The sequence below is a fragment of the Achromobacter sp. genome (assembly GCF_049647645.1).
Lineage (GTDB): Bacteria > Pseudomonadota > Gammaproteobacteria > Burkholderiales > Burkholderiaceae_B > Achromobacter.
Window position 1 is genome coordinate 59314 of sequence record NZ_JBARYB010000241.1, and the last position, 25272, is coordinate 84585.

Sequence of the window (25272 nt, forward strand, 5' to 3'; positions counted from 1 at the left end):
CGGGAATACCCTTACTTGCGCGGTGGGCGCTCGGGGGCGATTCTTGAAAGCGTTCTGCCCTCGAGTCCAATGCGTACAACAGGGGACATCTCCCATGCCTGAGCCTGGCCCCGCCACCGCCACCGCCAGCACGCCTGCAGCAAGCCGTAAAAGGCGTCGCCTGTCATGGATCTGGCTGGTGCCGCTCATCGCGGCCTTGGGCGGGTTGGCGCTGGTGGTGCGCGTCTGGATGGAGGCGGGCCCCACGGCCACCATCAGCTTCCAGACCGCCGAAGGGCTGGAAGCCGGCAAGACCCAGGTCCGCTACAAGGAAGTCAACGTCGGCGTGGTCGAGCGCGTGACCTTGAATTCCGACCGCTCGGGCATCGTCGCCACCGTGCGCATCAACAAGGAAGCCGCCAGCCTGCTGCAGGAGGGGACCGTGTTCTGGGTGGTGCGGCCCAGGCTGACCTTGAGCGGCGTGTCGGGGCTGAGTACCTTGTTCTCCGGGGCATACATCGGCGTGGATCCGTCCGACCAGTTCCGCCAGGAGGGAGAGAACCGGGCCTCCAAGCACAGCTTCGTCGGACTGGAGACCCCGCCCGAAGTGGCGCAGGACCGCGCCGGCAAGCGCTACACCCTCAGGGCCCGCGACCTGGGCTCGCTGGACGTGGGCTCGCCTGTTTACTTCCGGCGCATCGCGGTGGGGCAGGTGGTCGCCTACCACCTGGACAGCAGCGGCGAGGGCGTCAACGTGCAGGTATTCATCGACGCGCCCAATGACGACTACGTCAACAGCGCCACGCGCTTCTGGAACGCCAGCGGCGTGGACTTCAGCGTCGACGCGCGCGGCCTGCAGGTGCGCTCGCAGTCCCTGCTGTCGGTCATCGTGGGGGGCGTCGCGTTCGACACCATCGAGCAGCATGCGCACGTGGCGGCCAAGGCCGACGCGGAGTTCACCATTTTCCCGTCGGAAGGCGCAGCCCGCGCCCAACCCGATGGCGCGCCGTTGCACATCCGCATGCGCTTTGACCAGTCGGTGCGGGGGTTGGTGGTGGGCGCGCCCATCGACGCTTATGGCGCAGCCATCGGCCAGGTGGACTCGATCCGCCTGGAGTTCGATCCCGCCATCAAGCAGTTCTACGCGCTGGTCGGCGCCACCGTCTATCCCGAGCGCCTGGGCGCGCAGACGGTGGAGGAAATCAAGGAATACTCGGGTTCGACGCTGGAGCATCCCAGCGGCAAGCTGCTCGCTACCTTGATCGAACAAGGCCTGCGCGCGCAGCTGCGCATCGGCAACCTGCTGACCGGCCAACTGTACGTTGCGCTGGCGGTGTTCCCGGACGCCAAGCCGGTCGCGTTCAAGATGGAAGAGGACCCCTACATTCCCACCGTGCCGAACAATCTGGATCAGCTGCAGCAGCAGATCAACAGCATCCTGACCAAGCTGGACAGGGTGCCGTTCGAAGGCCTGGGGGCCGATCTAGGCCAGTTGCTGCGCGCCACCTCCAGCCTGATGAAGGGGTTGGATACCCGCCTGGCGCCCGAGGCGCAAGCCATGTTGCGCCAGGCCGGCAAATCGCTGGCCGCCGTAGGAGGCGTGCTGAGTCCCGATGCCGGCCTGCCGGTCAATGCCAACGCGGTCCTGCAGGAGCTGTCGCGCACGGCGCGGTCCCTGCGCGAGCTGGCCGACTACTTGCAAGCGCATCCGGAGTCGCTGCTGCGCGGCCGCGCCCCGGACGCCCCGTACCAGCGCCAGCCGGCGCGCTAGGGCTCGTCAGCGTCGCAGGCGGACCTGGCTATTCGCCAAGCCAGTGCGCAATCTGGCGGGCGCTGGATTGCGCATCCGTGCCCGAGGTGTCCAGCACCAAGTCGCTGAACGGACGCGCGGCATAGCCTTCAAGGTACATCTGCGCGATGCGCTGGCGCTCCCAGTCGGTCAGTATGCGTCCGCCCCGGTCCGATTGGGCGGCCGCCAGCGTGGGCGCCAGCGTCACTACCCGCAGCAGGGCGGAACGTTGTTGGCACGCAGCCAGTATCTGTTCGTAGCTGTCCTGTTCCAAGGGGTAGGCAATGACCAGATAGCGGTCCTGCGTCGTGGCGATCAGGTCAGTGATACGGGCCAGCGCCAGCGCCCATTGCTCGGGGTATGGCAGATGGCTGGGGGCGTCGTGGTCGTCTCCGTCGATGAAGCGCGCGGCGGGCAGCAGGGCGGCCAAGGCGGCGCCCACCGTGGATTTTCCGCTGTTGATCGGACCGTTGAGATGGATGACGGTGGTGTCGGGATAAGAGATGGCGGGTCCTTTCAGGGCTGGCGGGCGCGTAAGCGTACCAGCGCCCGGACCGGCCGAGTCAGAACAGGCATTGCCGCAAGGCGAATTTGCGGCCGAAAGCGCGGACTTCGTCGCCGTCCACGGAAGCCGCCAGGTCCCAGCGGTCGCCGCGCGTCACCAGGAAGGAACGGCCGACAAAGGCGTGGCGCAAGGCGAATTGCCAGAACGCGGCCTCGGAGCCCACCGGCTCGAGATCGTGCGGTCCGATCAGCAGGCGGGAGGGGCGCGGCGTTGCGCCCAGCGTCCAGCGCAGGGCGATTCCCAGGAATGCAAAACGCGCCGAGAGCGACGAAGGCTGTACGGTCAGCACGCGGATTCTGTTGATCATGGCGAGGACCCCTTGCAGATGGAGCCCAGCGTAGCAAAAGCTGCCCGGGCCTTCCATACCTCCTTTGGTGGGCATAGGCAGGCCCGCTGTAGCCTATTCCTGGACGGCGCCAGGCGCGTGGTTGCGGGTGATCCGGCCGAGCAGCAGCAAGGCCCCGGCCGGTGCCAGCGCGAACGCCGCGAACAGCCACTGCGCCGCATGCTGCGCGCCCGCCACGCCACCGGGATCCGCCAGGCCCGCACTGTTGGTGATGACGCCGGCCAGCGCCGCCGTCAATGCGGTCGCGTAAAGCTGCACGGTGGTGATGGACGAGGAGGTCAAGGTTTCTTCACCGGCAGGCGCAGCGGTGAAGATGCGCGTCAGCAGATGCGGCCAGCTCAGACCGATACCGAAGCCCACGCCGGCCAGCGCCAGCACATAGACCGCCAGCCCGGGGTAGGACTGCAACTGCGCCGCGCGCGGTGTCATCCAGGCCAGGGCGGCCAGCGCGGCCAGGATCACCACAGGGCTCAGTCGCACCAGGAAGTTGGCGGCGGGGCCGCTGCGGGTGGCGCTGGGCATGGCCGCCAGGGTCCAGCCCGCCGCCATGGCCGCCGTCATGTAGCCGGCGGCCAGGGGCGTCATGCCATGGATCACTTGCAGGAAATACGGCACGAAGATTTCGGTGGTGATGGCGGCCACCACCAGGCACATGACCGCGTACAACGCGCCCAGCGGCGTCCCGATGGAGTAGGCGCCGGTAGGCAGCAGCCGCTTCACGGCGCGCTTGTCCACCGCCGCGATCAGCGCGGCGATGGCCAGTCCGGCGGCAATGCCTGCAAGGTTCCAGCGCAGATCCGTCGACAGGCTGGCCAGCGTGATCGCCAGCACACTGGCCACCAGCAGCCCCAACGTGGTCAGGGGCAGGGAGCTCGGCCGGGCCGGCGGAACCGATTCCTTGCCGCCGACCTTGAGGGCCACGATCGCGGCCAGGCCCGCGGCGACGGGCAGCAAGGCCCAGAACGCCAGCCGCCAGTGCCCGGTCTGGGCGAAAACGCCGCCGATGGCGGGCCCGCACAGCGTGGCGACGCCCCACATGCCCGACACCAGGGCCATGGCGCGCGACCAGAGCGGCGCCTCGAACACCAGGCGGATCAAGGCATAGCTGAGCGCGAAGAGGATGCCGCCGCCCAGGCCCTGGATGCTGCGTCCGGTCAGCAGCATGGGCATGCTGGGCGCGAGCGCGCACACCACGGAGCCGACGGTGAATACCGCGACAGCGAGCAGATAGGCCGCGCGCGGCCCCAGCGTTTCGATCAGCCGGGCGGACAACGCCGACCCGACGATGGAGGTCACGACGAACAGCGTGGTGTTCCAGGCGTAGTACTCCAGTCCGCCGATGTCCTTGATGACGCTGGGCAGGATGGTGGTGACGATGTAGACGTTGATGGCGTGCAACGCCACGCCGCCCGCCAGCGCGATGGAGCGCAGGGCATTGGTCCCATGCAGCAGATCTGCCCAGGACGCGCTTGAAACATGGGTTGTGCCGGTGCTCACGCGGTCTTCCGCCTTCGAGAGAAAATATTTAAACAAGATTTATATTGGATAATACGCATGCCTGGGCGCAACCGCAAACGCCGTATTGCCGCGCCGCAGCCATTCCCGCGGCCGCGGTCAGGGCTTGCGCAAGCCGCGCAGCAGCAGTTCCAGCGCCTGCAAAGCCTGTGCCAGACGCGGGCCATCCGCGGGATCCTGCGCGATCCAGAAGGCGCTTTCGACCAGGCTGCCGTTTATCAGCCGCGCCATCGCCTGTGGCGCCGCCTGCTCGATCACGCCCCGGTCCATCATCGTTTGCAGCAGCGCGCCCAGCGAAGCAATGCATTGCTGCTGCGAACCGTCAGCCGCCGCGCCCAGCACTGCCCGCGCGTCCTGCAGCACGATGCGCCGGATCTCGGGTTCCGTCGCCATCGCCAGATAGGCGCGGCAGCGCCCGCGCAAGGCGCTCCAGGCGTCGGGCGCCCGCGCCGCGATGGCGGCCAGGCGCTGGTCCATTTCGCCGTCGATCTGTTCGACCACCGCCGCGAGCAATCCTTTCTTGTCGCCGAAATGGTGGTACAGCGCGCCCCGGGTCAGTCCCGCGGCCGCGGTGAAATCGTCCATCGACGTGGCCGCGTAGCCGGCGTCGCGGAAGGCTTGCCGGGCCGTGGCCAGCAGTTTCGCGCGGGTGGCTTCTATCATCTCGGCGCGGGAACGCGTCATGTTCCTCTCCAAACATACGGGACGTATGTAAATTGACATACGCATCGTATGTGAATACGATGCCGCTGTCCATGGCATTCAAAGGTTTCCGGTGTCGAATCCGTATCGTGAGCTGTTCAAGGCGCCCGGCGCCCTGGGTTTTGTCCTGGCCGGCGCCGTTGCGCGCCTGCCTCTGCCCATGATCGGCATAGGCATCATCACCATGCTGTCCGAAGTACGCGGCGCCTACGCGCTGGCGGGCGGCGTCGCGGCCACCTTCGCTTTGGCCACTGCCTTGCTGGCTCCGCGGATTTCCCGTCTGGTGGACCGCCATGGCCAGGGCAGGGTGCTGCCCGTGGCGGCGGGACTCAGCGTCGCAGGGCTGATCGGCCTGGCGGCTTGCGTGCAATGGGGCGCGCCCGATTGGGCCCTGTTCCTCTTTGCCGCCCTGGCGGGCGCCTTGCCCAGCATGCCGGCGATGATACGCGCGCGCTGGACCGAGATCTTCAGGGATCAGCCGCAGTTGCGGACCGCTTATGCGCTGGAGTCCGTGGCCGACGAGCTGAGTTTCATTGTCGGTCCGCCGCTGGCCGTCGGCCTGAGCGTCTTGTTCTTTCCGCAGGCCGGTCCGCTGTTCGCGGCATTGCTGCTTGCGGTGGGCGTCACGGCCTTCGTCCTGCAGCGCGCCACCGCGCCCGCCGTGCGGTTCAGGCCGGAGGGGCGCCTGGCGTCCGTGCTGCGCATGCCGCCGATGCGCTCCCTGCTTGCCATGATGGCCGCCATGGGCGTGATCGTCGGCACCATCGATGTCCTGAGCGTCGCATTCGCCCGCCAGCAGGGCTTTCCGGCCGGCGCCAGCCTGGTGCTGTCCGCCTATGCCCTGGGCTCCTGCGTCGCTGGCCTGGTGTTCGGCGTGCTGAAGTTCCAGATGCCGCTTGCCCGCCTCCTAGTGGTTGCGGCGGCGGTCACGGCGTTCACCACGGTTCCGCTGCTGTTGGTGAACGATCTGCTCACCCTGGCGCTGGGCGTGCTGTTGGCCGGCCTGTCCTTCGCGCCGACCATGATCATCGCGATGGCGCTGGTGGAAGGCAGCGTGCCCGGCCATCGCCTGACGGAGGGCCTGACCTGGCTGGTGACCGGCCTGGGCGCAGGCGTGGCGGCGGGCGCGGCGCTGGCGGGTTGGGTGGTCGACCACCATGGCGTGGGCGCGGGGTTCTGGACGGCGGTATGCGCGGGAGCGATCGTGCTGCTGGCCGCCTTGCCGGCCGGGCGCGGCCCCGGTGCCGGACGCGCCGGCGGCTGAGGTAGCGGGTCGATAGAATGGCAGCTTCGGCGCCTGTTCAGGCGCGCCGCCCGGAGAAGCTCATGTCCAGAATCGTCGTCAATCCCGATACCGTGCCCAACACCGTGCAATACGGCTTTAGCCAGGCCGTCATCGTCACGGGGCAGCGTCGCATGCTGCTGTCCGGCCAGGTTGGCGTCGATGCCAACGAGCACACGGCGGGGCCGGGCCTGCAGGAGCAGACTGAGGCCGCGCTGGACAATGTCGAGCGCGTGCTCGCGGCGGCCGGCGGCACCCTGGCGCAGGTCATCATGCTGCGCATCTACATCTGCGAAACGGCCAGGGAAGATCAGGAAGTCATCGCCCAGGCGCTGCGCGACCGCTTCAAGCAGGATCCCCCGCCGTCGTCCTGGGTCATCGTCAGCGGCCTGTCGCTGCCGGAATGGCTGATCGAGATCGAGGCGGAGGCCATGCTGGACTAGCCGCGCCAGGGCGCCGCAGCAAAGGCGGCGCGCAGATGGGCCAGGAAACCCGCCGTCCGAGCCGGCAGTTCCTGGCGCGACTTCACCAGGGCCACCACGTCGGCCGACGGCAGGCTCCAGCCGGGCAGCAAGGGCACCAGCGCGCGCGCTTGCAGATGCGCCGCCACGTCCCACTCCGACCGGACCATGATGCCGTGTCCGGCCAGGGCCCACTCCACGGCGGTTTCCCCCGCATTGCTCGACAGCACCGGCGCAATGCGCACCCCCACGGCCGGGCCGCGCCCGTGCTTGAAGCGCCACAAGGTCACGTCTTCATCGTTTTCGCGCAGCGCGATGCAGTCATGCGCGCGCAGATCTTCCGGCTTGGCGGGAGCGCCGCGCCGCGCCAGATAGGCGGGCGACGCGCACAGGATCTGGCGGTTGGGCGCCAGCGGGTAGGCGACCAGGGTTGAATCGCGTAGCTCGCCGATATGGACCATTACATCCCAGTCATCGGAAGCCAGCCGCGGCGGCCCGTCGGACAGGGTCAGGCTGGCGGTCACGTCGGCGCTCTGGTTACGGAATTCCGCAACCAGCCCGGCGATGTAGCGCTGGCCGAATCCCAACGGGGCGACCACGCGCAGATGGCCCGCCACCACGCCCCGGCGCCCAGCCAGTTCGTCGGCCAGATCGCCCAGTTCGCCGCAGATCTGTTCCGCCCGCAAGGCCAGCAGCCGGCCTTCGTCGGTCAGCGCGGTGCCGCGTCCCGAACGGTTGACCAGCCTCACGCCCAGCCGTTTCTCAAGCGTGTGCAGCCTCTGGGTGACGGCGGGCGGGGTCACGTCCAGCGCGCGCGCCGCTTCGGCCAGCGAGCGGGTCGCTGCCAGGCTGAGGAAGAAGCGCAGGTCTTCGGTGGTAATCATGCAGGCATGGATTAATGGATGATTAAGTCCAGATTAAACACGCGGAACCGCCGCCGCGCCATACTTCAGCCATTCCGATTCGCCATGCCGAGAGCGCCATGAACCAGAACGCCACGCCTTCCTCCCTCGCCACCCTGGAAACGCCATGCCTGCTGCTGGATGAAACGCGCATGACGCGCAACATCGAGCGACTGAACGCGCTGATGGCCGGGCACGGCGTGCAATTGCGCCCGCACCTGAAGACGCCCAAATCCATCGACGTCGCGCGTCGGCTCATGTCCACGCCGCAGGGCCCCGCGGCCGTGTCCACGCTGCAGGAAGCCGAGCAGTTCGCGGCCGCCGGCGTCACCGACCTGCTTTACGCCGTGGGCGTGTCGCCTGCCAAACTGGACCGCGTGCTGGCGCTGCGCCGGCGCGGCGTGGATCTCACCGTGGTGGTGGACAGCCTGGAGGCGGCGCGGGCCGTCGCCCAGCGGGGGCGGGAGGAGGGCGACGCCATCCCCGCGCTGATCGAGATCGACTGCGACGGCCACCGTGCCGGGGTGCAGCCGGGCAACACGGCGCAACTGCTGGCGATCGCGCGGGTCCTGCACGAGGATGGCGCGTGCCTGAGGGGCGTCATGACCCACGCCGGCGAGTCCTATGGTTGCGACAGCGTCGAAGCCATTGCCGACATGGCCGAGCAGGAACGCCTGGCGGCCGTCAGCTGCGCCGCGGCAATCCGCCAGGCCGGCCTGCCATGTCCGGTGGTCAGTGTGGGGTCCACGCCTACCGCGCATTTCGCCCGCAAGCTCGATGGCGTGACGGAAGTCCGCGCCGGGGTGTACGTATTCTTCGACCTGGTGATGGCCGGGCTGGGCGTGTGCTCGGTGGACGACATCGCCGCCACCGTGTTGACCACCGTGATCGGCCATCAGCCCGACAAGGGCTGGATCCTGGTAGACGCCGGTTGGATGGCCATGTCGCGCGACCGCGGCACCGCCAAACAGCGGGTGGACCAGTTGTACGGCCTGGTGTGCGACGCGGATGGCACGGTCTATCCCGACCTGCTGCTGGCCGAGACCAACCAGGAGCAGGGCATCATCAAAGTGCGTCCCGGCAGCGGCGCGGCCCTGCCCGAGCTGCCCTTGGGCGCGAAGCTGCGCATCGTGCCCAACCACGCCTGCGCCACCTGCGCCCAGCATGAAGCCTACGAGGTCATACGCCCCGGCTCGCCCGAAGTGGTGGCGCATTGGGAACGTTTTCGCGGCTGGTAGCCGTCATTCAAGAGGAGGCATGCATGGAACTCATCCATACGCATCAGGCCACGCCGCCCGCCGGCCATTATTCGCAGGCGGTCCGCGCCAACGGTTTCATCTTCGTTTCGGGGCAGTTGGGATTTCTGCCGCCCGCGGCTCCTGGGGAACGGCCCGCGCTGGCCAGCGGCGCGGCCGCGCAGACCCGGGAGGCGCTGCGCAGCGTCCGCGCGATCCTGGAAGCGGCGGGCGCCTCGCTAGCCGCGGTCGCCAGCGTGACGGTGTACATCCCTGATGTGGCGCTCTGGGACGAGGTCAACCGGGTCTACGAGGAGTGTTTCGGCGACCACCGGCCGGCGCGGGCCATCGTGCCCACCCGCGAGCTGCACTACGGCGCCCTGGTCGAGATCAGCGCGGTCGCCGTGGCTTAGCGGCCGGGCCGCTCCTGCGGCGCCGCGCAGCGCGGACGCGTCCGAGGCGACGCCTATAATGCCTGCGCCTCAATACCTTCGGGGGAGACCGTCCGCATGCAGTACGAATACCTGTTCTGGTCCATGGCCGCGATGGTGGCGGCGGCGTTGGTTGGCGGCTCGCTATGCGGCCGCCTGGGCTCCGTCAAGCATGTGCTGCTGGGGGTTGCCGCGCTGGCGGCGGCGGTGGGCGTGGCGGTGTTCCTGTTGTCCCGCCACGGCGGCTTCAGCGAGCTCTCGGCGATGCTGTCGATCGCCGCTTTCATGTTCAGCCTGGTGATCGGCGCCGCCGCGTCGCTGCTGACGCGGCGCATCCTGCAGCGCCGCTGAGCCTGGCGCCTTATTCTTCCGCGTCGAAATCCTCGTCGTCTTCGTCCTCTTCATCCTGTTCCAGGGCGTCATAGCCCTTCCAGGTGATGCGCCAGCGCGTCGCGCCGGCGGTGGCCGCGGTTTCGCTGATCTGCTTGACCAGGCCCGCGTCTTCCAGCAAGTCCAGGTGGTGTGCAATCACCTGCAGGCCCTGCTCTTCGGGATGGGGCGCCAGGGCCACGTTCTTGATGTCGTGCGTGCTCAGGTTGGGGCCCGGGGCGTCGCGCAGGGCGCCAAGGATAGTGACGACCAGATCGAAATCGCGTTGCATGATGTCCACCATTGATTGGGGGTAAAAGATAGGGCGACGATAGCAGAGATCCATTGCGGCTACGCGACAGGCCGCGTAGCCGGGTTACAGTCCAGGGTTCTCGATAACCGACACATGCAGATCCCATGAAGAAACCCGCAGAGCGCGATTGCCTCGCGCTGGTCCCCGGCTATACGGGCCAGGCCGCCAAGCTCTTTCTCACCCGCAGCGAGGACGGCCGCATCGACGGCGTGACCGTGTTCGACCTGCTTGGCCATATCAAGTTGCAGGGCGATGCCGACGCGGCGGCGGCCTGGGTCGGCGACTGGCTCGCCCAGGAGGCCGACAACCGCAAGGCCCGCCGCATGCAGCTGCTGGCGCAGATGTTCATCTGCAAGCTTGTCGGCGAAGAGAAGGGTGCCTTCCTGGCGGCGCAGAAGCCGCTGGCCCGCGCGCTGGCCGATGCCGGGGTGCGCACCCGTTCCGTCGCCGCCACCTCGGGGGCCGCGCGGCAATCACTTGGTCCTACTGTCAAGAAGCATTAGCCCAAGGCTGTTATAGTCGCGCCTGGGCGTGAGAGTGCACCTGCAAGGTGCGTGCCCAGGCGGGCGGTGCCCGCAAATCAAGGAAGATGGATCATGGAAATAGTAAGTCGGCAGGTTGCCGACATAGCGGGCGGCGTCGAGCTGCACACCACGCTGGATGGCGAGAGCATCAGCGTCTACGTCGTAGATGGCGTGACGGACCTCAATGCAATCGCAGACATCGTGCCGCGTGAAAAGGTCGAAGCAGGGGCTGACATACACGCCTCCAGTGTCGACAATGTTGATAATGCGCAAGAACAGATCGACCAAGTCCTGGAGAATATGAATCCCGGCGACGTGGCGGTTTTCCTTTGCTCGGGCCCCGATGCTTTTGGCGCGGCGCTCGATCTGCTGGGTTTACCTATCGACGAGTAAGCCTGGCGGCAAACCAAAGTGCTAGCCCGAACGGCGTATGAAGAAATCCTCGTACGCGGGCAGGCGGCATTTATATAAGCCTTGATTGTTTTTTTATGATGCGTGGGTGTAAACACCTATGCAGGACTTCTTATTGCCTATGAAAATGTGTGAAATCCGCGTGCAGTTTCTCTTTGTTGCATTATTGGCACGCATTTTTTAGGATTATGTTGACTTGTGAGGGGAACCTAACGATAGTGTCGGCACACGATCACAAGCGTTGCGATTTTCGTTCAGTGCCGTGCCTTTTCCGGCTCAGCGTTATTGTTCTACTGTCCCCTCCTTGATTGATTCGTGACCTCCGGGCATTTGCCCATTATCTCTAGGAAATACAGTATGGAAACCGGCGTCGTCAAGTGGTTCAACTCGGAAAAGGGCTATGGCTTCATCACTCCGGAAGCGGGTGGTAAGGATCTGTTCGCTCACTTCTCCGAAATTCAGGGCTCGGGCTTCAAGTCTCTGGAAGAGAACCAGCGCGTCAGCTTTGTGACGGCCAATGGCCCCAAGGGCCCGCAAGCCACGAAGATCCAGGTCCTGTAAGGGTCTGAGTTTTCGGTAGAAGCCCCTTCGTGGGGCTTTTTTGTTTTCTGCGGTAGCGTTTCCTAAACATGGAAAGTATCTGTCTGCCAGTAATGTCAGGGTAATCCCTAAAGTGCGGTAATCCTGATACTGAAGTTGCACCTGATTCATTCATTTGGTGCATGCGCCAAATCCAGGCTCGCGTCTCTGTTATTGTCGGCCTTGCCCAGACTTCAGGATTTGCGCTTTCATGACTTCTTCTTTTTCCACGCAGATTGCCCCGCAAGCCCAGGACGTGGTCGCGTTCTGGCTCGATGCCGGTCCGCAGCAATGGTTCAGCAAGAACGCGGAATTCGATGCGGCCTTCCGCAGCCGTTTCGAGGCCGCCCACATGGCAGCCGCAGCGCGCCAGCTGGATGCGTGGTTGGACGACGCCACGGGCGCCCTGGCGCTGATGATTCTGTTGGACCAGTTCCCCCGCAATGCCTACCGCGGCACCGCGCACATGTTCGCCACGGACCCGCTGGCCCAGTATTTCGCTGACCGAGCCATTGCCGCGGGCCACGACCTGGCGGTGGACGCGCAACTGCGTCCGTTCTTCTACCTGCCTTTCGAGCACGCCGAAAGCCTCGCGGCGCAGAACCGCGGCGTAGCCCTGATGGAGCCGCTGGATGCCGATACGCTGCGTTGGGCGGTCCTGCATCGCGACATCATCAAGCGTTTTGGACGCTTTCCCCATCGCAATGCCGCGCTGGGCCGGCAGACCTCGCAGGCCGAGCAGGAATTTCTCGATTCCGGCGGCTTCGCCGGATAGCCGCGCCGGGGTTGTGCGAAAGGGCGCTTGAGCCGCGGCGCGGTGCCAGGTATCTGCTTGTGTCCGCGCGTGGCAAGTTGAAAATTTCAAGGCGGTAGCACCGGCGCGAAGCCTTGCCGGGCCTGGCATTCTGCCGCTTTGGCGTCGCAGCCAAACTTGTGGATATTTGACGTTTTTCGGGGTTCGCCAATACACTGGGTTCAGCGAGATTTTCAAGCGACGCGGTCTGCGTTTCACTTGTCGCCGTCAGTGGTGCTGCGGTTGCTTCCTCTCCCATCCTTGATGATCTGGCGCCCCGCGAGTAATCGCTTTTTCTAGGTTCAAGGACATTCCATGGCAACCGGCATCGTTAAGTGGTTCAACGCCGAAAAGGGTTATGGCTTCATCATGCCCGACGACGGCAGCAAGGATCTTTTCGCTCACTACTCGGAGATCCGCAGCGAAGGTTATAAGTCGCTGCAGGAGAACCAGCGCGTCACCTTCGAGGTCGGTACCGGCCCCAAGGGTCCCAGCGCAAAGAACATCAAGGTAGCGGCCTGACCTTCGCAGGGCAGCGCCCCGGGCCGGCCCGGCGCTCCGCCCAGAAAAAAGCCCCCGCACGCAATGTGCGGGGGCTTTTTTTTTCCTGGCTCCGAGGCGTCCCGCAAGGCGGGTGAGGCGCGCGGAGAGGCTGATATCGCGTCAGTGCTTGGCGTGGGCGGCCGGCGGCGTGGCCAGCTTGTCGACCAGCGCGATCCCCAGCGCCGACAGGATAAACAGCGCATGGATGATGGTCTGCCACATCACGCCTGCCTCGGAGAAGCGCGCGTTGGGCGTGCCCAGCGTGCCTGCTTCAATAAAGGTGCGCAGCAGATGGATCGAGGAGATACCGATGATGGCCATCGCCAGCTTGACCTTGAGGACGCTGGCGTTCACGTGGCTGAGCCATTCCGGCTGGTCCGGGTGGCCCTGCAGGCGCAGGCGGGACACGAAGGTTTCGTAGCCGCCCACGATCACCATGACCAGCAGGTTCGAGATCATCACCACGTCGATCAGGCCCAGCACCAGCAGCATGATCTCCATTTCGCCGAAGCCGCTGGCGTGCGTCACCAAGTGCCACAGCTCTTTCAGGAACAGCATGACGTAGACGCCTTGCGCGACGATCAGGCCCAGGTACAGGGGCAATTGCAGCCAGCGCGAGCTGAAGATTAGGCTGGGCAATAGTCCCAGGCGGGGAGGGGTGTTGGAGTTCATTTGTGGGTGCGAGCCGTGTGGTGTGTGCGGAAAAGGCGGGCGCAATTCTATCAATGCCGCGTTGCCGCAGATATCAGTTTTTTTTTGAACGATCTGGTTCGACGGAAGTGTCCGCTAGCATGATTGCGCGGATCTCGTTGGGGTTTTATGTAAGGAAAGCTGGCATTTGCGAAACTGTGTGGCGAAACGCTTTGTGTGCATTGGTCGTATATAGAATTGCGGCCTCGTTCGCATAGAGCCAGTAAAGAGGAGTTTGTTCCCATGAAGATCCGCTACACCGTTGCCGCCCTGAGCGTTGCGCTCGCCCCTTTCTCCGCCTCCCAGGCTTTGGACATCGGCGGCCTGGTCGGCGCTGGCAGCAAGGTCGTTCAGGCTGCCACGCTGAGCGATGCCGAAATCAAGACCCTGTCGGACAAGGCTTGCGCGCAAAGCGATTCCCAGGAAAAGATTGCCGCTCCCGGCAGCAAGTACGACGCCCGCCTGCAGAAGATCGCCAAGCAGCTGGGCGGCACGGTCAATGGCCAGAAGGCTAGCTACAAGGTCTACGTCACCAAGGACGTCAACGCCTGGGCCATGGCCAACGGCTGCATCCGCGTCTACAGCGGCCTGATGGACATGATGACCGACGATGAAGTGCTCGGCGTCGTGGGCCACGAAATCGGCCACGTGGCGCTGGGCCATAGCAAGAAGGCGATGCAGACCGCCTACACGGTTTCCGCCGCGCGCGACGCCGCCAACGCCGCGGGCGGCGCCACCGTGGCCGCGCTGAACGCTTCGCAACTGGGCGACCTGACCGAGAAGTTCATCAATGCGCAATTCTCGCAATCGCAGGAAAGCGCTGCCGATGATTATTCCTTCGACCAGTTGCAGGCCAAGGGCCTCAATACCCGCGGCCTGGTGACCGCGTTCCAGAAGCTGGCCGAACTGGACGGCGGCAAGAGCGATATGATGAGCTCCCACCCGTCCTCGGCCAAGCGCGCGCAGCACATCGAAGAGCGCATCGCCAAGGCCAAGTAAAGCGTCCGTACAGGCGTTTCTCCTCCCGTCCCGGGTGGAAAACGGGGCGCGAGTATCCGGACTTATCCGGGTGCTCGCGCCCCTTTGCGTCAGGGGACCGGAAGTTTCCGGTAAAATGCCGCGTTTATCCGCCCGTCATCTCTTTATCTCTCGGAAAATAGGTCTTTTAATGCAGCCTGTGGTTGAAACCCTCTCCGGCCTGGAGCGCCGTGTTGATCTGGCCGTCTCGGTGGCCGACGTCGAAAAGGAAGTCCAGGCGCAATTGAAGCGCGTGGCGCGGACCGCAAAGGTCCCCGGCTTCCGTCCTGGCAAGGCTCCGCTTGCCATGCTTGAGCGCAGCCATGGCCCCGGCATCCGCTACGACGTGATCAATGGCCAAGTTGGCCGTGCCTTTGAACAAGCCGTCGATGGCGCCAAGCTGCGCGTCGCTGGCGCCCCGAATCTCGAACCCAAGACCGACGGCGTTGCCGACGACACGCTGGCGTTTACCGCCACGTTCGAGGTCTATCCCGAAGTCGCCGTGCCCGACCTGTCGGCCCTGGCCGTCACCCGCTACGAAACGGCCGTCACCGACGCCGAAGTGCAGCAAACCCTGGACGTCCTGCGCAAGCAGCGCGCCACGTTCGAAGCCCGTGAAGGCCGCGCCTCGCAAGACGGCGACCGCGTCACGCTGGACTTCGCCGGCACCATCGACGGCGTGCCGTTCGAAGGCGGCAAGGCCGAAGACTTCCCGTTCGTGCTCGGCCAAGGCCGCATGCTGCCGGAATTCGAGGAAGCCGCCCGCGGCCTGAAGGCTGGCGAAAGCAAGGTCTTCCCGCTCAAGTTCCCCGATGACTACCAAGGCAAGGAAGTCGCCGGCAAGACCGCCGAATTCACCATCACCGTCAAGGAAGTGGCTGAAGGCGTGCTGCCCGAGCTGAACAGCGAATTCGCCAAGTCCCTCGGCCAAGCCGAAGGCGACGTCGAAAAGCTGAAGGCCGACATCCGCAGCAACATCGAGCGCGAAGTCAAGGTCCGTTCGGCTGGCCGCACCAAGTCCAGCGTCATGGACGCCCTGGTCGAAGCCGGCAAGTTCGACGTGCCGAAGGCCCTGGTCGACAACGACGTGCAAGGCCGTGTCGCCGCTGCCCGCGAAGAGCTCAAGCAGCGCGGCATCCCCAACGCCGAATCCGTGCCGATCCCGGCCGAAGCCTTCGCCACCGAATCCGAGCGCCGTGTCCGCCTGGGCCTGCTGGTATCGGAACTGGTCAAGCAAGCCCAGCTGCAAGCCAAGCCCGAGCAAGTTCGCGCGCGCATCGAAGAGTTCGCCGAGAACTACGAACAACCCGCCCAGGTTGTCAGCTATTACCTGGCTGACCGCCAGCGTCGTGCTGAAATCGAGGCTATCGTGCTGGAAGACAATGTCGTCGCGCACGTGCTGGAAAAGGCCAAGGTCACCGAAGAGAAGGTGCCTTTCGATCAGTTGATGGGGATGGCGTAACACTATGCAGAGATTCACCGATTTCTATGCGGCAATGAATGGCGGGTCTTCGGTGACCCCCACCGGCCTGGGCTACATTCCCATGGTGATCGAGCAGTCGGGGCGCGGCGAGCGCGCCTACGACATCTATTCGCGTCTGCTCCGCGAGCGGCTCATTTTCCTGGTGGGCCCGGTCAACGACGCAACGGCCAATCTGGTCGTCGCACAGTTGCTGTTCCTGGAATCGGAGAATCCTGACAAGGACATTTCCCTGTACATCAACTCGCCCGGCGGGTCGGTGTATGCGGGAATGGCCATCTTTGACACCATGCAGTTCGTCAAGCCGGACGTGTCCACCCTGTGCACCGGCCTGGCTGCCAGCATGGGCGCGTTCCTGCTGGCCGCAGGCAAGAAGGGCAAGCGCTTCACCCTGCCCAACTCGCGCATCATGATCCACCAGCCCTCGGGCGGCGCCCAAGGGCAGGCTTCGGACATCCAGATCCAGGCTCGCGAGATCCTGGACCTGCGCGAACGCCTGAACCGCATCCTGGCCGCCAACACCGGCCAGACCATGGAACGCATCGAACTGGACACGGAACGTGACAACTTCATGTCCGCCGAAGATGCGGTATCGTATGGACTGGTGGACAAGGTGATGACCTCCCGCTCGGAAGGCTGACTTCCAGGTTGATCTGAACCCGCTGCCATCATGTTTGAGTAAGCGCATGCGCTAGGCTTTGTTCCGGCCTGGCGCATCTTTACCTGAGATACGAAAGAAATATGCCTGAAAAAAAGGGATCGGCAGACGCAAAAGTGCTGCATTGCTCGTTTTGCAATAAAAGCCAGCATGAAGTCCGCAAGCTGATCGCGGGTCCGTCGGTATTCATCTGCGATGAATGCATAGACTTGTGCAACGACATCATCCGCGAGGAGGCGCAAGCCACCGCGCGCGCGGCGATTCGTTCCGAACTGCCCACTCCGGCTGAAATCAAGACCTTCCTCGACCAATACGTCATTGGGCAGAACTCGCCCAAGCGCATGCTGGCCGTGGCCGTCTACAACCATTACAAGCGCATCCGCCACGGCGAGATCAAGGGCGACGAGGTCGAGCTCTCCAAGAGCAACATCATGCTGATCGGCCCCACGGGGTCGGGCAAGACGCTCCTGGCCCAGACGCTGGCGCGCATGCTGAACGTGCCTTTCGTCATGGCCGATGCCACCACGCTGACCGAAGCCGGTTACGTGGGTGAAGACGTCGAAAACATCATTCAGAAGTTGCTGCAGAACTGCAACTACGAAGTGGAAAAGGCGCAGCGCGCCATCATCTACATTGATGAAATCGACAAGATTTCCCGCAAGTCCGACAACCCGTCCATCACCCGCGACGTGTCGGGCGAGGGCGTGCAGCAGGCCTTGCTGAAGTTGATCGAAGGCACGGTTGCTTCGGTGCCCCCGCAGGGCGGCCGCAAGCATCCGAACCAGGACTTCGTCCAGGTCGATACGACCAACATCCTGTTCATCGTGGGCGGCGCCTTCGACGGGCTGGAAAAGGTCATCCGCGACCGTACCGAAAAATCCGGCATCGGCTTTTCGGCCTCGGTGCGCGCCAAGTCGGAGCGCGGCGTGGGCGAGCTGTTCTCGGAAGTCGAACCGGAAGACCTGATCAAGTTCGGCCTGATCCCCGAACTGGTCGGCCGCCTGCCGGTGGTCGCCACCCTGGACGAGCTGGACGAAGCGGCCCTGGTGCAGATCCTGACCGAGCCCAAGAACGCCTTGCTCAAGCAGTTCCAGAAGCTGTTCGCCATGGAAGGCGCCGAGCTTGACGTGCGGCCCGCCGCTCTGAAGGCGATCGCCCGCAAGGCGCTGCGCCGCAAGACCGGTGCGCGCGGCCTGCGTTCCATCATCGAACAAGCCCTGCTCGACACCATGTATGACCTGCCTTCCCAGGGCAACGTCAAGCGCGTGGTGCTGGACGAGGGCGCCATCGAAGGCGAGGGCAAGCCATTGCTCATCTATGCCGACGAGGACGCGGCTTCCGACAAGCCAGAACGCGGAGAAGTCCGCGATGCCGCAGCCTGATATTTCAAAAAAGCCCGTTCCTGTAACGGGTTTTTTTGCCTAAGGCGCATTCCTGGATGCAAACGCGCTTTTCCTGCGAGTACGACGCTTGCATACTGAGAGTGCCGCCCCGGGGTTTTTTCCAGCCTTTGGGTTATCCGGGCGCCGAGATCTTGAATTTTCGGCTATTGTTCCCATAACAGACGTAACCGACGTGAATGGTCCGGGTATACCCAGGCCTCCCGTCCCCGATACGCCGAGTCATACCGAGGAACCTCCTATGTCTGCCAGCCAGACCCTGCCTTCCGACCCGATCGACCTGCCCCTGCTCCCACTGCGCGATGTCGTGGTGTTTCCGCACATGGTCATCCCGCTGTTCGTCGGCCGTCCGCGCTCCATCCGCGCGCTCGAGGTTGCGATGGAAGCGGGCAAGAGCATCATGTTGGTGGCCCAGAAATCCGCCGGCAAGGATGATCCCACCCCCGAAGACGTCTACGAGATCGGCTGCGTAGCCGGCATCCTGCAGATGCTCAAGCTGCCCGACGGCACCGTCAAGGTGCTGGTCGAAGGCACCCAGCGCGCCCGCATCAACAGCATCGAAGACGCCGATTCGCACTTCACCTGCCAGGTGACCCCGATCGAACCGGACGCCATGCAAGGCTCCGAGACCGAAGCCCTGCGCCGCGCGATCGTGGCGCAGTTCGAGCAATACGTAAAACTGAACAAGAAGATCCCCCCGGAGATCCTGACCTCGCTGGCTGGCATCGATGATGCCGGACGCCTGGCCGACACGATCGCCGCGCATCTTCCCCTGAAGCTCGAGCAGAAGCAGAAGATGCTCGAGATTGTCGGCACCTCCGAGCGCCTCGAAGGTCTGCTCACGCAACTCGAAACCGAAATCGACATCCTCCAGGTCGAAAAGCGGATTCGCGGCCGCGTGAAAAAGCAGATGGAAAAGAGCCAGCGCGACTACTACCTGAATGAGCAGGTCAAGGCCATTCAGAAGGAGTTGGGCGAAGGCGAAGAGGGCGCGGACATCGAAGAGCTCGAAAAGAAGATCATCGCTGCCCACATGCCCAAAGAGGCGCGCAAAAAGGCCGATGCCGAGCTCAAGAAGCTCAAGCTCATGTCGCCCATGTCGGCTGAAGCCACCGTGGTGCGCAACTACATCGATACGCTCATCAACCTTCCCTGGAGGAAGAAGAGCAAGATCAACAATTCCATCAGCAACGCGGAAACGGTGCTGGACAACGATCACTACGGTCTGGAAAAGGTCAAGGAACGGATCCTCGAATACCTTGCCGTGCAACAGCGCGTGGACAAGGTGAAGGCGCCCATCCTGTGCCTGGTTGGCCCTCCTGGCGTGGGCAAGACCTCGCTCGGCCAGTCCATCGCCAAAGCGACGAACCGCAAGTTCGTGCGCATGGCGTTGGGCGGCGTGCGCGACGAAGCTGAGATCCGCGGCCATCGCCGCACGTACATCGGCTCCATGCCCGGCAAGATCGTCCAGAACATGTCGAAGGTCGGCGTGCGCAATCCCTTGTTCCTGCTCGACGAAATCGACAAGCTGGGCATGGATTTCCGTGGCGATCCCTCGTCGGCGCTGCTCGAAGTGCTGGATCCGGAACAGAACCATACGTTCCAGGACCACTACATCGAAGTCGACTTCGACCTGTCCGACGTGATGTTCGTGGCCACCAGCAACACGCTGAACATTCCGCCGGCCCTGTTGGACCGCATGGAAGTGATCCGCCTTTCCGGCTACACCGAGGAAGAAAAGATCCACATCGCCCGCGACCATCTGCTGCCCAAGCTGTTGAAGAACAACGGCGTGAAGGATAGCGAATTGTCGGTCGACGACAGCGCGCTGCGTGACATCGTGCGCTACTACACCCGGGAAGCCGGTGTGCGTGCGCTCGAACGCGAAGTGGGCAAGATCTGCCGCAAGGTCATCAAGCAGTTGTTGACCCAGAACGACCGCGCCAAGGCCGAAGGCAAGACCGTCGAGGTCAAGCCGGTCAATGTCACGGGCGACAACCTGAGCGATTTCCTGGGCGTGCGCCGCTACACCTTCGGCATGGCCGAAAAGGAAAACCAGATCGGTCAGGTGACGGGTCTGGCCTGGACCGAAGTCGGCGGCGACCTGCTGACGATCGAAGTCGCGGACATGCCGGGCAAGGGCGTCATCCAACGCACCGGTTCGCTGGGCGACGTGATGAAGGAATCCGTCGAGGCGGCCCGCACGGTGGTGCGTTCCCGCGCCCGCCGCCTGGGCTTTGCCGACAGCGTCTTTGAAAAGCACGACATGCACGTGCACGTGCCGGAAGGCGCGACGCCCAAGGACGGTCCGTCCGCCGGTATCGCGATCACCACGGCCATGGTATCGGCCTTGTCGCGCATCCCGGTGCGCGCCAATGTCGCCATGACCGGCGAGATCACGTTGCGCGGTGAAGTCCTGCCCATCGGCGGCCTGAAGGAAAAGCTGCTTGCCGCTCACCGTGGCGGCATCAAGACGGTCTTGATCCCGGAAGAAAACGTCAAGGATTTGGCGGAGATCCCGGACAACGTCAAGAACCATCTCGAGATCGTGCCGGTGCGCTGGATCGACAAGGTGCTGGAAATGGCCCTGGAACGCCTGCCTGAGCCCCTGGCCGAGGAAGATGCGGTCAAGGAACCCCTGGTTGCCAAGCCTGCCGAACCCGGTTCCACCGATCCGGTGCTGAAGCACTGATGAACGCTTGGAGTGCGCCACCCGTAGGTGGCGTTTCTCCAAGATCAGGCTTTCAACAAAAAACCCCGCCAAAGAAATTGGCGGGGTTTTTTTGCGGCGCGTGGACGCAGGGCTGGGGGCTAGTGCAGCGCGTGTGTACGGATCAGGCCTACAGCAATGCCTTCCAACGCGAAATCCTGGCCGGCTTCGACCACGATGGGTTCAAAGTCGGGGTTTTCGGGCAGCAGTTCGATGTGGCCGTTCTGGCGCTGCAGGCGCTTGACCGTGACATCGTCGCCCAGCCGGGCCACCACGATCTGGCCATTGCGCGCCTCTGAGGCTTTCTTCACGGCAAGCAGGTCGCCTTCCAGGATGCCGGCATCGCGCATGCTCATGCCGCGCACCTTCAGCAGGTAGTCGGGCGCCTGGGCGAACAAATTGGGGTCCACGCCGACCTCGCGTTCGACGTGCTCGGCGGCCAGGATGGGGCTGCCCGCGGCCACGCGGCCGACCAGGGGCAGCAGTAGCTGCGCCAGGCCTGGCATCGGCAGCGAACTTTGCGAGGAGGCAGGGGAGGCGTCTTTCAGGCGGATGCCGCGGGAGGCGCCTGCCGTCAGTTCGATGGCGCCCTTGCGCGCCAGCGCCTTGAGGTGATCTTCTGCCGCATTGGGGGAACGGAAACCCAGGGCCAGGGCGATTTCGGCGCGCGTCGGCGGGAAGCCGGTGCGTGCGACGGTCTGCCGGATGAGGTCCAGGATTTGTTGTTGGCGATCAGTGAGTTTGCTGGCCATGGCGATGATCCGGTGCTAGCGGACTGTACATATATACAGCGCCATTCTGGGGGACGCAGCGTAAAAAAGCAAGCCGGCGCGCGCCCAAAGAAAAAGCCGGCGCGAGCCAAAAGAAAAACGGGACCCGAAGGTCCCGTTCCTGGTGGCAGGCCCCGCTGGGGCTGTGCGCGGCAAGCGGCTTTACAGCACCGCAGCGATGCCGGCGGCCACCTTGTCGATGTTGCCGCTGTTCAGCGCAGCGACGCAGATGCGGCCGCTGGACACGGCGTAGACGCCATGTTCTTCGCGCAGGCGGTCCACTTGCGCGGCGGTCAGACCCGAATACGAGAACATGCCGCGCTGTTGCAGCACGAAGCTGAAGTCCTGCTTGCCGCCGTGTTCCTTGATCTTGTCGACCAACTGCTTGCGCATCTGGCGGATGCGGTCGCGCATGCCGGCCAGCTCTTCTTCCCACATGGCGAACAGTTCAGGCGTGTTCAGGACCGTCGACACCACCGTGCCGCCATGGGTGGGCGGGTTGGAGTAGTTGGTGCGGATCACGCGCTTGAGCTGGCTCAGCACGCGGGTGGCTTCATCCTTGCTGCCGGCCACGACCGTCAGCGCGCCCACGCGTTCGCCGTACAGCGAGAACGACTTCGAGAACGAGGAGCTGATGAACATGGTCAGGTCCAGGTCGGCGAACATGCGCACGACCGAAGCGTCTTCGGTCAGGCCGTCGCCGAAGCCTTGGTAGGCGATGTCCAGGAACGGGACCAGCTTGTTTTCCTTGACGACGGCAGCGATCTGCTTCCACTGGTCGGCGGTGGGATCCACGCCGGTGGGGTTGTGGCAGCAGGCATGCAGCACGACCACGGTCTTGGCCGGCGCGGCCTTCAGGTCGGCCAGCATGGCGTCGAAGTTCAGGCCGCGGGTGGCGGCGTCGTAGTACGAATAGGTGCCGACCTCGAAACCGGCGCGCTCGAACAGGGCGCGGTGGTTTTCCCAGCTGGGATCGCTGATCAGGATCTTGGAGGTTGGCAGCAGCTGGCGCAGGAAGTCGGCGCCGATTTTCAGCGCGCCGGTTCCGCCCAGGGCCTGGGTGGTCAGCACGCGGCCGGCCGCGGCCAGCGCCGAATCCTTGCCCAGCAGCAGGGCTTGCGCGCCGGTGTTGTAGCCGGCGATGCCTTCGATCGGCAGGTAGCCGCGGGCGGCGGCAGCCTCGATGCGGGCGGCTTCGGCCTTGCGCACCGCGCCCAGCAGGGGGATGCGACCCTGATCGTCGTAGTACACGCCCACGCCCAGATTCACCTTACCGGGACGCGTATCAGCGTTGTATTGTTCGTTCAGGCCAAGAATGGGGTCGCGCGGCGCGAGTTCGACGGAATCGAAAAGGGTGCTCATGGGAGTCTGATGAGGTGGGTGGACGCAGTACGGGCTGCTGTGGATAATGAGGGGTTTACCCTGGAAGAGTCTAGCATGCCTAAGAGCGCAATAGACCCGAATACGGCGGGTGCTGGGGCCAACCCGGCGGTGAACCCGGCGGCCGATCCGGCGGCGGCATCGGCCGTGGCGGATCCGTCCGCGCCAGGCCCTGGATTCATCGACTTCCCGGGCAGCCCGTTTCATCTGTACCAACCCTATCCGCCGGCGGGTGACCAGCCCACTGCCATCGAGGGGCTGACGCAGGGGGTGGAGGACGGCCTGATGTTCCAGACGCTTTTGGGCGTGACGGGCTCGGGCAAGACCTACACCATGGCCAACGTGATCGCCCGCATGGGGCGTCCGGCCCTGGTGCTGGCCCCCAACAAGACCCTGGCCGCCCAGCTGTACGCCGAGATGCGGGAGTTCTTCCCGAAGAACGCCGTCGAGTACTTCGTTTCGTACTACGACTACTACCAGCCCGAGGCCTACGTCCCGACGCGCGACCTGTTCATCGAGAAGGATTCGTCCATCAATGAACACATCGAGCAGATGCGGCTGTCAGCGACCAAGAGCCTGCTGGAGCGCCGCGACACCATCATCGTGGGCACGGTGTCGTGCATCTACGGTATCGGCAACCCGGGCGACTACCATGCAATGGTGCTGATCCTGCGCGCTGGGGATCAGATCGCCCGCCGCGAGATCCTGGCGCGCCTGGTCGCCATGCAGTACACCCGCAACGACGCCGAGTTCACGCGCGGCGTCTTCCGCGTGCGTGGCGAGACCATCGACATCTTCCCGGCGGAAAGCCCGGAACTGGCGCTGCGCCTGACGCTGTTCGACGACGAAATCGAAAGCCTGGAGCTGTTCGACCCGCTGACCGGCCGCATCCGCCAGAAACTGCCGCGTTTCACTGTCTATCCCGGTTCGCACTACGTCACGCCACGCGATACCGTGCTGCGCGCCATCGAAACCATCAAGGAAGAGCTGCGCGAACGCGTCAAGCGTTTCGTCGACGACGGTCATCTGGTCGAGGCCCAGCGGCTGGAGCAGCGCACCCGTTTCGACCTGGAAATGCTGCAGGAACTGGGTTTCTGCAAGGGCATCGAAAACTATTCGCGCCATCTGTCGGGCGCGGCGCCGGGCGAACCGCCGCCCACCCTCATCGATTACCTGCCGTCCGATGCGCTCATGTTCATCGACGAAAGCCACGTCACCATCGGCCAGTTGGGCGGCATGTACCGCGGCGACCGGGCGCGCAAGGAGACGCTGGTGCAGTACGGCTTCCGGCTGCCCTCGGCGCTGGACAACCGGCCGCTGAAGCTCGAAGAGTTCGAGGCTCGCATGCGCCAGTGCGTATTCGTATCGGCCACGCCGGCCGCCTACGAGAAAGAGCACACTGACAACGTCGTGGAGCAAGTCGTCCGGCCTACCGGGCTGGTGGATCCGCTGGTCGAGGTCCTGCCCGCCCGCACGCAGGTGGACGATCTGCTCGGGCAGATCAAGGCGCGCGTTTCGCAAGCTGAGCGCGTGCTGGTCACGACCCTGACCAAACGCATGGCCGAGGACCTGACGGACTTCCTCAGCGAGCACGGGGTGAGGGTGCGCTACCTGCACTCGGATATCGATACGGTAGAGCGCGTCGAAATCATCCGCGATCTGCGCCTGGGCACCTTCGATGTGCTGGTGGGGATCAACCTGCTGCGCGAAGGCCTGGACATTCCCGAAGTCTCGCTGGTCGCTATCCTGGACGCCGACAAGGAAGGGTTCCTGCGCTCGGAGCGCAGCCTGATTCAGACAATCGGACGTGCGGCGCGCAACCTGAACGGCCACGCCATTCTCTATGCCGATCGCATCACCGATTCGATGCAGCGCGCCATGGAGGAAACCAGCCGCCGGCGCGCCAAACAGCAGAAATTCAACGCCGATAATGGCATTACCGCGCGGGGCGTGCAGAAGGCCGTGCGCGAGTTGATCGACGGCGTGGTCGCGCCCACGCAGCACGATGCGCTCGAAGCCGCGGTTCCGGCTGAATTCCTCAAAGACGAAAAGGCCTTGGCCCGTGAGATCAAGCGCCTGGAAAAGCTGATGATGGACCATGCCCGGAATCTGGAGTTCGAGCAGGCCGCGGCCGCCCGCGACGCCTTGACCGCCCTGAAGCAGCGGGTGCTGCTGGATGGGGCGGTATAGGGGGTGCGAATGTATCTTATTGTTTCCATAGCCTGACTGATTGCTGAATTGACGCAAAATCTGTTGCGTTGCAATCAAGCCGTCGCAATCAGGTGGATTATCCGGGCCCGGTATTCAAGTTCTAGATCCGAATTCAATCATAAGTGTATGATTTTTATGCATTATTAATGGGGTCGCATTGGCTCGGCCCGAATCGCGCAGACGCAAAAAAAGCTTGCCTTATCTCGGGTTTTCCCGC

General features: G+C 64.3%; 26 protein-coding genes. 17 read left to right on the forward strand and 9 right to left on the reverse strand.

Annotated elements, in window-relative coordinates:
- Positions 1 to 94: 94 nt before the first annotated feature.
- Complete coding sequence (locus WBB14_RS27905) at positions 95 to 1750, forward strand: intermembrane transport protein PqiB (protein WP_424242631.1); 1656 nt, start codon at positions 95 to 97, stop codon at positions 1748 to 1750.
- A 28-nt stretch (positions 1751 to 1778) separates the two neighbouring features.
- Here the strand turns inward: WBB14_RS27905 and WBB14_RS27910 are convergent, their stop codons facing one another.
- The 4 genes from WBB14_RS27910 to WBB14_RS27925 form a co-directional block, all read right to left on the reverse strand.
- Positions 1779 to 2210 carry a shikimate kinase gene (locus WBB14_RS27910; protein ID WP_424242632.1) on the reverse strand — a complete coding sequence of 144 codons (432 nt, stop codon included), beginning with the start codon at positions 2208 to 2210 and terminating at the stop codon, positions 1779 to 1781.
- A 121-nt stretch (positions 2211 to 2331) separates the two neighbouring features.
- A complete protein-coding gene (locus tag WBB14_RS27915; RefSeq protein ID WP_332016183.1) occupies positions 2332 to 2640 on the reverse strand; it encodes a hypothetical protein in 309 nt (102 codons plus the stop codon).
- Positions 2641 to 2733: 93 nt separating this feature from the next.
- On the reverse strand, positions 2734 to 4176 hold the full coding sequence (locus WBB14_RS27920; RefSeq protein ID WP_424242633.1) for an MFS transporter: 1443 nt from the start codon (positions 4174 to 4176) through the stop codon (positions 2734 to 2736).
- A gap of 117 nt (positions 4177 to 4293) precedes the next feature.
- Positions 4294 to 4878 (reverse strand): TetR/AcrR family transcriptional regulator, encoded by a 585-nt coding sequence (locus WBB14_RS27925; RefSeq protein WP_424242634.1) that lies wholly within the window; start codon positions 4876 to 4878, stop codon positions 4294 to 4296.
- A gap of 91 nt (positions 4879 to 4969) precedes the next feature.
- On the opposite strand from WBB14_RS27925, the gene WBB14_RS27930 reads away from it, so the two are divergent.
- On the forward strand, positions 4970 to 6160 hold the full coding sequence (locus tag WBB14_RS27930) for an MFS transporter (protein ID WP_424242635.1): 1191 nt from the start codon (positions 4970 to 4972) through the stop codon (positions 6158 to 6160).
- Positions 6161 to 6222: 62 nt separating this feature from the next.
- The gene (locus WBB14_RS27935) at positions 6223 to 6621 is read left to right on the forward strand and encodes a RidA family protein (RefSeq protein ID WP_424242636.1); all 399 of its coding nucleotides are present in this window, start codon (positions 6223 to 6225) and stop codon (positions 6619 to 6621) included.
- On the opposite strand, the gene WBB14_RS27940 is transcribed toward WBB14_RS27935, so the two are convergent.
- A complete protein-coding gene (locus WBB14_RS27940; protein ID WP_424242637.1) occupies positions 6618 to 7523 on the reverse strand; it encodes a LysR family transcriptional regulator in 906 nt (301 codons plus the stop codon). The genes WBB14_RS27935 and WBB14_RS27940 overlap by 4 nt on opposite strands.
- A 98-nt stretch (positions 7524 to 7621) precedes the next feature.
- On the opposite strand from WBB14_RS27940, the gene WBB14_RS27945 reads away from it, so the two are divergent.
- The 3 genes from WBB14_RS27945 (at position 7622) to WBB14_RS27955 (ending at position 9558) form a co-directional block, all read left to right on the forward strand.
- A complete protein-coding gene (locus WBB14_RS27945) occupies positions 7622 to 8779 on the forward strand; it encodes a DSD1 family PLP-dependent enzyme (RefSeq protein ID WP_424242638.1) in 1158 nt (385 codons plus the stop codon).
- Between the two features lie 23 nt (positions 8780 to 8802).
- Entirely contained in the window at positions 8803 to 9189 is a 387-nt protein-coding gene (locus tag WBB14_RS27950) for a RidA family protein (RefSeq protein ID WP_424242639.1), read from the forward strand.
- A gap of 96 nt (positions 9190 to 9285) precedes the next feature.
- Positions 9286 to 9558, forward strand: a complete 273-nt coding sequence (locus WBB14_RS27955; RefSeq protein WP_424242640.1) for a hypothetical protein — start codon at positions 9286 to 9288, stop codon at positions 9556 to 9558.
- A 10-nt stretch (positions 9559 to 9568) separates the two neighbouring features.
- On the opposite strand, the gene WBB14_RS27960 is transcribed toward WBB14_RS27955, so the two are convergent.
- Positions 9569 to 9868: a DUF2513 domain-containing protein gene (locus tag WBB14_RS27960; protein ID WP_424242641.1), complete on the reverse strand. Its 300-nt coding sequence runs from the start codon at positions 9866 to 9868 to the stop codon at positions 9569 to 9571.
- A gap of 125 nt (positions 9869 to 9993) precedes the next feature.
- On the opposite strand from WBB14_RS27960, the gene WBB14_RS27965 reads away from it, so the two are divergent.
- The 5 genes from WBB14_RS27965 (at position 9994) to WBB14_RS27985 (ending at position 12718) form a co-directional block, all read left to right on the forward strand.
- A complete protein-coding gene (locus WBB14_RS27965) occupies positions 9994 to 10392 on the forward strand; it encodes a hypothetical protein (protein ID WP_424242642.1) in 399 nt (132 codons plus the stop codon).
- 93 nt (positions 10393 to 10485) lie between these two features.
- Complete coding sequence (locus WBB14_RS27970) at positions 10486 to 10806, forward strand: hypothetical protein (protein ID WP_013394609.1); 321 nt, start codon at positions 10486 to 10488, stop codon at positions 10804 to 10806.
- 375 nt (positions 10807 to 11181) lie between these two features.
- Positions 11182 to 11385: a cold-shock protein gene (locus tag WBB14_RS27975; RefSeq protein ID WP_006220190.1), complete on the forward strand. Its 204-nt coding sequence runs from the start codon at positions 11182 to 11184 to the stop codon at positions 11383 to 11385.
- A gap of 229 nt (positions 11386 to 11614) precedes the next feature.
- Positions 11615 to 12178, forward strand: coding sequence for a DUF924 family protein (locus tag WBB14_RS27980; protein ID WP_424242643.1), 564 nt, complete (start codon positions 11615 to 11617; stop codon positions 12176 to 12178).
- A gap of 333 nt (positions 12179 to 12511) precedes the next feature.
- Complete coding sequence (locus tag WBB14_RS27985; RefSeq protein ID WP_006225311.1) at positions 12512 to 12718, forward strand: cold-shock protein; 207 nt, start codon at positions 12512 to 12514, stop codon at positions 12716 to 12718.
- A gap of 141 nt (positions 12719 to 12859) precedes the next feature.
- Here WBB14_RS27985 and WBB14_RS27990 read toward each other — a convergent pair whose 3' ends face one another.
- Positions 12860 to 13411: a TIGR00645 family protein gene (locus tag WBB14_RS27990; protein ID WP_332011949.1), complete on the reverse strand. Its 552-nt coding sequence runs from the start codon at positions 13409 to 13411 to the stop codon at positions 12860 to 12862.
- A 261-nt stretch (positions 13412 to 13672) separates the two neighbouring features.
- Between WBB14_RS27990 and WBB14_RS27995 the strand changes: the two genes are divergently transcribed.
- From WBB14_RS27995 to lon, 5 genes are all read left to right on the forward strand, one after another.
- Positions 13673 to 14428: a M48 family metalloprotease gene (locus WBB14_RS27995; RefSeq protein WP_424242644.1), complete on the forward strand. Its 756-nt coding sequence runs from the start codon at positions 13673 to 13675 to the stop codon at positions 14426 to 14428.
- A 169-nt stretch (positions 14429 to 14597) separates the two neighbouring features.
- Positions 14598 to 15908, forward strand: a complete 1311-nt coding sequence (gene tig / locus WBB14_RS28000; protein WP_424242645.1) for a trigger factor — start codon at positions 14598 to 14600, stop codon at positions 15906 to 15908.
- 4 nt (positions 15909 to 15912) lie between these two features.
- Complete coding sequence (clpP, locus tag WBB14_RS28005) at positions 15913 to 16566, forward strand: ATP-dependent Clp endopeptidase proteolytic subunit ClpP (protein WP_424242646.1); 654 nt, start codon at positions 15913 to 15915, stop codon at positions 16564 to 16566.
- 101 nt (positions 16567 to 16667) lie between these two features.
- Complete coding sequence (clpX, locus tag WBB14_RS28010) at positions 16668 to 17966, forward strand: ATP-dependent Clp protease ATP-binding subunit ClpX (protein ID WP_088141185.1); 1299 nt, start codon at positions 16668 to 16670, stop codon at positions 17964 to 17966.
- A gap of 259 nt (positions 17967 to 18225) precedes the next feature.
- Positions 18226 to 20676, forward strand: coding sequence for an endopeptidase La (lon, locus tag WBB14_RS28015; protein WP_424242647.1), 2451 nt, complete (start codon positions 18226 to 18228; stop codon positions 20674 to 20676).
- A 119-nt stretch (positions 20677 to 20795) separates the two neighbouring features.
- On the opposite strand, the gene lexA is transcribed toward lon, so the two are convergent.
- Both lexA and WBB14_RS28025 read right to left on the reverse strand, forming a co-directional pair.
- Entirely contained in the window at positions 20796 to 21446 is a 651-nt protein-coding gene (gene lexA, locus WBB14_RS28020) for a transcriptional repressor LexA (protein WP_424242648.1), read from the reverse strand.
- A gap of 180 nt (positions 21447 to 21626) precedes the next feature.
- A complete protein-coding gene (locus WBB14_RS28025) occupies positions 21627 to 22826 on the reverse strand; it encodes an amino acid aminotransferase (protein ID WP_424242649.1) in 1200 nt (399 codons plus the stop codon).
- A gap of 75 nt (positions 22827 to 22901) precedes the next feature.
- Between WBB14_RS28025 and uvrB the strand changes: the two genes are divergently transcribed.
- Entirely contained in the window at positions 22902 to 25034 is a 2133-nt protein-coding gene (uvrB, locus tag WBB14_RS28030; RefSeq protein ID WP_424242650.1) for an excinuclease ABC subunit UvrB, read from the forward strand.
- Positions 25035 to 25272 lie beyond the last annotated feature (238 nt).

Bases quoted from the DNA above. Each gene is read 5' to 3' on its own strand.
- WBB14_RS27950 (WP_424242639.1), top strand. From the start codon at position 8,803: ATGGAACTCATCCATACGCATCAGGCCACGCCGCCCGCCGGCCATTAT.
- WBB14_RS27960 (WP_424242641.1), bottom strand. From the start codon at position 9,868: ATGCAACGCGATTTCGATCTGGTCGTCACTATCCTTGGCGCCCTGCGC.
- WBB14_RS27990 (WP_332011949.1), bottom strand. From the start codon at position 13,411: ATGAACTCCAACACCCCTCCCCGCCTGGGACTATTGCCCAGCCTAATC.
- WBB14_RS27905 (WP_424242631.1), top strand. From the start codon at position 95: ATGCCTGAGCCTGGCCCCGCCACCGCCACCGCCAGCACGCCTGCAGCA.
- WBB14_RS28025 (WP_424242649.1), bottom strand. From the start codon at position 22,826: ATGAGCACCCTTTTCGATTCCGTCGAACTCGCGCCGCGCGACCCCATT.
- WBB14_RS27965 (WP_424242642.1), top strand. From the start codon at position 9,994: ATGAAGAAACCCGCAGAGCGCGATTGCCTCGCGCTGGTCCCCGGCTAT.
- clpX (WP_088141185.1), top strand. From the start codon at position 16,668: ATGCCTGAAAAAAAGGGATCGGCAGACGCAAAAGTGCTGCATTGCTCG.
- uvrB (WP_424242650.1), top strand. From the start codon at position 22,902: ATGCCTAAGAGCGCAATAGACCCGAATACGGCGGGTGCTGGGGCCAAC.
- WBB14_RS27940 (WP_424242637.1), bottom strand. From the start codon at position 7,523: ATGATTACCACCGAAGACCTGCGCTTCTTCCTCAGCCTGGCAGCGACC.
- tig (WP_424242645.1), top strand. From the start codon at position 14,598: ATGCAGCCTGTGGTTGAAACCCTCTCCGGCCTGGAGCGCCGTGTTGAT.
- WBB14_RS27995 (WP_424242644.1), top strand. From the start codon at position 13,673: ATGAAGATCCGCTACACCGTTGCCGCCCTGAGCGTTGCGCTCGCCCCT.
- WBB14_RS27915 (WP_332016183.1), bottom strand. From the start codon at position 2,640: ATGATCAACAGAATCCGCGTGCTGACCGTACAGCCTTCGTCGCTCTCG.
- WBB14_RS27945 (WP_424242638.1), top strand. From the start codon at position 7,622: ATGAACCAGAACGCCACGCCTTCCTCCCTCGCCACCCTGGAAACGCCA.
- WBB14_RS27970 (WP_013394609.1), top strand. From the start codon at position 10,486: ATGGAAATAGTAAGTCGGCAGGTTGCCGACATAGCGGGCGGCGTCGAG.
- lexA (WP_424242648.1), bottom strand. From the start codon at position 21,446: ATGGCCAGCAAACTCACTGATCGCCAACAACAAATCCTGGACCTCATC.
- WBB14_RS27985 (WP_006225311.1), top strand. From the start codon at position 12,512: ATGGCAACCGGCATCGTTAAGTGGTTCAACGCCGAAAAGGGTTATGGC.
- lon (WP_424242647.1), top strand. From the start codon at position 18,226: ATGTCTGCCAGCCAGACCCTGCCTTCCGACCCGATCGACCTGCCCCTG.
- WBB14_RS27925 (WP_424242634.1), bottom strand. From the start codon at position 4,878: ATGACGCGTTCCCGCGCCGAGATGATAGAAGCCACCCGCGCGAAACTG.
- WBB14_RS27935 (WP_424242636.1), top strand. From the start codon at position 6,223: ATGTCCAGAATCGTCGTCAATCCCGATACCGTGCCCAACACCGTGCAA.
- WBB14_RS27975 (WP_006220190.1), top strand. From the start codon at position 11,182: ATGGAAACCGGCGTCGTCAAGTGGTTCAACTCGGAAAAGGGCTATGGC.
- clpP (WP_424242646.1), top strand. From the start codon at position 15,913: ATGCAGAGATTCACCGATTTCTATGCGGCAATGAATGGCGGGTCTTCG.
- WBB14_RS27980 (WP_424242643.1), top strand. From the start codon at position 11,615: ATGACTTCTTCTTTTTCCACGCAGATTGCCCCGCAAGCCCAGGACGTG.
- WBB14_RS27955 (WP_424242640.1), top strand. From the start codon at position 9,286: ATGCAGTACGAATACCTGTTCTGGTCCATGGCCGCGATGGTGGCGGCG.